The sequence below is a fragment of the Kitasatospora sp. NPDC091257 genome, from assembly GCF_044757675.1.
Taxonomy (GTDB): Bacteria; Actinomycetota; Actinomycetes; order Streptomycetales; family Streptomycetaceae; genus Kitasatospora; species Kitasatospora lactacystinica.
In genome coordinates this window covers 1-4,229 of record NZ_JBIVVI010000816.1, presented here as the reverse complement: position 1 = coordinate 4,229, position 4,229 = coordinate 1, and the positions used below count along the sequence as shown (strand labels likewise).

Annotated in this window: 5 protein-coding genes; 1 reads left to right on the top strand and 4 read right to left on the bottom strand. The window is 76.1% G+C overall.

Features of this window, described 5'->3' with window-relative positions; all coding sequences use genetic code 11:
• Positions 1 to 788: multicopper oxidase family protein (locus ACIQOV_RS30125; protein ID WP_401053749.1), on the bottom strand; the 788-nt coding region annotated here is incomplete at its 3' end.
• Positions 781 to 1,254, bottom strand: a complete 474-nt coding sequence (locus ACIQOV_RS30120) for a hypothetical protein (RefSeq protein ID WP_401053748.1) — start codon at positions 1,252 to 1,254, stop codon at positions 781 to 783. The genes ACIQOV_RS30120 and ACIQOV_RS30125, both read right to left, overlap by 8 nt.
• 139 nt (positions 1,255 to 1,393) lie before the next feature.
• On the opposite strand from ACIQOV_RS30120, the gene ACIQOV_RS30115 reads away from it, so the two are divergent.
• Positions 1,394 to 2,314 carry a LysR family transcriptional regulator gene (locus ACIQOV_RS30115; RefSeq protein ID WP_401053747.1) on the top strand — a complete coding sequence of 307 codons (921 nt, stop codon included), beginning with the start codon at positions 1,394 to 1,396 and terminating at the stop codon, positions 2,312 to 2,314.
• A gap of 24 nt (positions 2,315 to 2,338) precedes the next feature.
• On the opposite strand, the gene ACIQOV_RS30110 is transcribed toward ACIQOV_RS30115, so the two are convergent.
• Both ACIQOV_RS30110 and ACIQOV_RS30105 read right to left on the bottom strand, forming a co-directional pair.
• On the bottom strand, positions 2,339 to 3,244 hold the full coding sequence (locus tag ACIQOV_RS30110) for a neutral zinc metallopeptidase (RefSeq protein WP_401053746.1): 906 nt from the start codon (positions 3,242 to 3,244) through the stop codon (positions 2,339 to 2,341).
• A 194-nt stretch (positions 3,245 to 3,438) separates the two neighbouring features.
• Positions 3,439 to 4,229: helix-turn-helix transcriptional regulator (locus tag ACIQOV_RS30105; protein WP_401053744.1), on the bottom strand; the 791-nt coding region annotated here is incomplete at its 5' end.

Sequence of the window (4,229 nt, the reverse complement as noted above, 5' to 3'; positions counted from 1 at the left end):
GTCAGGGCGCCGTCGGCGGCGAAGGCGCGGTCGGTGATCATGAGGGGGATCTCGCGGGGGCCGGCGGGCAGGCCGAGGGCGTCCTCGGCATCGTCGCGCACGATGTGCAGGCCCGCGAGGCCGCGCCAGAGGGCGGGGGCGGTGAAGTCCATGCGGTGGTCGTGGTACCAGAGCAGGGTGGGGCGCTGGTCGTTGGGGAAGGTGTAGTCGCGTGTGCGGCGGCTGGTGACGGCGCGGGGGTCGGCCATGGCGCCGCCCATGCCCGGCATGCCGTCCGCGCCCTGCATGCCGGGCATGACGTGGGGGGTCTCGGGCCAGCCGGCGGGCAGGACGAGGTCGGTGGGGTAGCCGTCGGAGTCGGCGGGGGTGTGCCCACCGTGGAGGTGGACGACGGTGGGCACCGGCAGTTCGTTGCGGTGGGTGACGGTGACGGGCCGGCCGCGGCGGGCCTCGATGGTGGGGCCGGGGAAGGTGCCGCCGTACGTCCACAGCCGGGTGGTGAGGCCGGGCAGGATCTCGGCGTCGGTCTCGCGCTGGACGATCTCGTAGCGGTCGGCTCCGCCGTCGGTGGACAGGGGCTTGGCGGCGGCGGGCAGCGGCAGCGGCACCTGGTAGGGGGGTGGCAGGGCGGCGGCGCTGCGCAGCTGGGCGCCGGTGGTGGCGGGGCGGCGGGCGAGGGTGGCGGCGGTGGCGAGGCCGGTGGTGGTGAGGAGGCCGAACGCGCCGCCGATGCCGAGGATCTGACGGCGGGTCATGCCGAGCGGGCGGCCGGGGCGGGGTTCAGTCACGGTCGTCCTCCCGGCGGGCGGGACGGCGGGCGGGGCGGCGCGCGGGCAGCGGGGTGCGCCACAGGGCGATGGTGAGGACGACGGTGGCGGCGATGGTGGCCACACCCAGGGGCAGGTGCAGCCACAGGGCGCCGTCGAGTCCGGCGAAGTACTGGACGGTCTCGGCCGCGACGACGGCGAGGGTGGCGGCCGCCGGCCAGCGGCGGCGCAGCCGGATCCACACCACGAGGGCGGCGATCAGCTGGAGGTAGCCGAGGGAGGTGACGACGTTGGCGCCGGCGGCGTGCCAGCTGAGGGCGTCGTAGTCGCCGCTGAGGTAGACGCCGGCGAAGACGGGCTGGCCGAAGACGGCGGCGGTGTGGGCGGCGGCCAGGGCGCGCAGGGTCCGTCCGGCGGGCCCGGTCCGCTCCCCCGCGGCGGACCGGGCCTTCGGCTCCGGTGGGGTCATGTCGGCGGCGATGGCCATGGGCGTCCTTCCTCGAACCGTTGCCGGGCCGCGCTGTGTGCCGGTGCGCGGCCCCGCCCATGACGCTATGACCGTCCGGTTATCCTGTCTAAGATCAATATTGCTATGGCGTTATGACGCCTCGGGCATGGGGGCGTCGGTGGACCTGAACACGCTCGCGCAGTTCCTGGCGGTGGCGCGGCTGGAGCACCTGAGCCGGGCCGCCGAGGAACTGCGCGTCGCCCAGCCGTCGTTGAGCCGCTCCATCGCCCGGCTGGAGGCCGAGCTGGGCACCCCGCTGTTCGAGCGGGGCGGGCGGCTGCGGCTGAACGCGGCCGGGCACCTGTTCCGCGGCTACGCGGAGCGTTCGCTCGGTGAACTGGAGGCGGGCCGACGGGCGGTGGCGGAGGCCGCCGGACAGGGGCTGGGCACGGTGCGCCTGGCCTCGGAGACGTTCCTGGCCTTCAGCGGACCGCTGGCGGCGTTCAAGCGCGGCCACCCGGGGGTGGAGATCGAGCTGCACCAGCTGTCCGCGCAGGAGGCGGCGCGGCGGCTGCGGGCCCAGGACGTCGACCTCGCCGTCTTCTCCCAGCCCGTCGCCGCCGAGGGCCTGGAGTCGGTGCCGCTGCTGGACGAGGAGGTGGGGCTGGCCGTCCCGGTGGGCGACCCGCTGGCCGGCCGCACCTCGGTGGGCGTCGAGGAGCTCGCCGAACGCCCGTTCATCGCCGCCCGCCCCGGCCACTGGCAACGCCGCCTGCTGGACCGGCTGTTCGCCGCCCGCGGGCTGGTGCCGCGGATCGTCTGCGAGAGCGACGAGGCCGGCGCCATCGCCGAACTGATCAGCGCGGGCCTGGGCATCGGCCTGGTGCCCGCCGTCGCCCGGCGCACCGCCACCCGCCTGCCGCTGGTGTGGGTCGGCGTCGACAGCCCCGACTGCCGGCGCTCCCTGACCCTGTTCTGGGACGCGCGGGCCCGCCTGCCCGCCGGCGCCCGGCTGCTGCGCGAGGCGATCGCGGGCTGGGACTGGGCGGGCGGCGGTCGGACAGCGGGCGGCGGGCGGCAGGCGGACGGCGGCTTCTGACAGCCGGCCCCCGGTTCGGCGCCGCTACAGCTTCGCGGCCGAGAAGGTGTCGCACTGGGCGGGGTCGCCGCTGCGGTAGCCGGTGGTGAACCAGGCCTTGCGCTGCTCGGCGGAACCGTGCGTCCAGGCCTCCGGGTTGATCCGCCCGGTGGCCTGCTGCTGGATCCGGTCGTCGCCGACCGCCGCCGCCGCGTCCAGGCCCTGGGCGATGTCCTGGTCGGTGAGCGAGGCGATCAGCGGACGGCCGGTGGAGGGCTGCGGGGTGGTCGTCGCGTGGTGCGCCCACACCCCGGCGTAGCAGTCGGCCTGCAGCTCCAGGCGCACCGAGCCGCTGGTGGCACCCTGGCGGTCGTTGCCGACCTTCTGCATGGCGCCGGTGAGGTTCTGGATGTGGTGGCCGTACTCGTGGGCGACGACGTAGGACTCGGCGAACGGGCCGCCCTTGGCGCCGAAGCGGGCGGACAGCTCGTTGAAGAAGCCCAGGTCGACGTAGGCCTTCTTGTCGCCGGGGCAGTAGAACGGGCCCACCGCCGAGGTCGCCGCCCCGCAGGCGGTGGAGACCTGGCCGGTGAACAGCACCGTCTCGGCGTTCTTGTACGGGACCTTGGCGGCGCGCGGCAGCTCGGTGCGCCAGAACTCCTGGAGGCTGTTGGTGACCGCCACGATCCGGCAGTCCTGGCGCTTGTTGGCGTCCGCCCCGGTCTTGCAGGCCTGCTGCGCCTCGCCGGCGGTGCGCACGCCGGAGGAGTTGGAGGAGGAGCCGGAGCCGGAGGACAGGCCCAGCAGCTGCGGGTCGACCCCGAGGACGACGGCGAACAGCACCGCGATCAGGCCCACGGCCCCGCCCCCGATGGCGATCTTCCCGCCCGGGATGCCGCGCCGGTCGTCCACCTGCGAGGTGTCGAGGTCGCCCTGGTCGTCGAACTGCATGTGCCCCTGCCTGCCCGCTTCTGTCGTGTTCCGCCCTACTGGTGACGGTCTGTACCGTCGACGGCCCGGCCCAGCCTACGGGCCCCGCCCCGGATCGCGCCGCAGCGGGTCCCGGCTGCCCCTGCCCCGGATCGCGCCGCGGCCGGTCCCGGCGGCCCCGCCCCGGCGGCCCGGGCGCGGTCAGGCGGGCGCGGTCAGGCGGGCGCCGGAGCGCCGACGACGCGCAGCAGCTCCAGACGGGAGGCCGACTCGCCGCCCGGCGCGGCGGTGTGCACCAGCAGCAGCTGGTCCTCGCCGCCGGCGGCCAGCACCTCGCACTCCAGCTCCAGCGGCCCCACCACCGGGTGCAGCACCCGCTTGCGGCCGCTGCGCCTCCGGGCGACCTCGTGGCGCTCCCAGCAGGAGGTGAACTCCTCACCACTGGCGAGGAGTTGCTCCAGCAGTTCGGCGGCGCGCCGGTCCCCGGGGCGGGCGGTGCGGGCGGCGCGCAGGGAGGCGACGTGGGCGCGGGCGAGGTCCTCGTGGTCCTCGGGCGGGAACAGCGCCCGGACGCCCGGTTCGGTGAACCAGCGCAGCAGCAGATTGCGCCGCTCGGGCGCCAGGACGGTGACGTCGCCGAAGACGGCGGTGGCCATCGGGTTCTGCGCGAGGACGTCGCCGAGGTCGGAGACGACCTGGGCGGGCGTGTCGTGCAGCCGGTCCAGGATCAGCAGCAGCCCCGGCCGCACGTGCCCGAGCGGCCCGTGCCGGCGCGGCGGCTCGTGCCCGGCGAGGCGGAACAGGTGGTCGCGCTCGTCCTCGCTCAGCCGCAGCGCCCGCGCCAGCGCCGCGAGCAGCTGCGGCGAGGGCTGCGGGCCGCGCCGCTGCTCCAGGCGCGCGTAGTAGTCCACCGACAGCCCCGCCACCTGCGCCACCTCCTCCCGGCGCAGCCCCGGTGTGCGCCGCCGGACCCCGGGCGGCAGCCCCAGGTCGGCGGGGGCGAGCC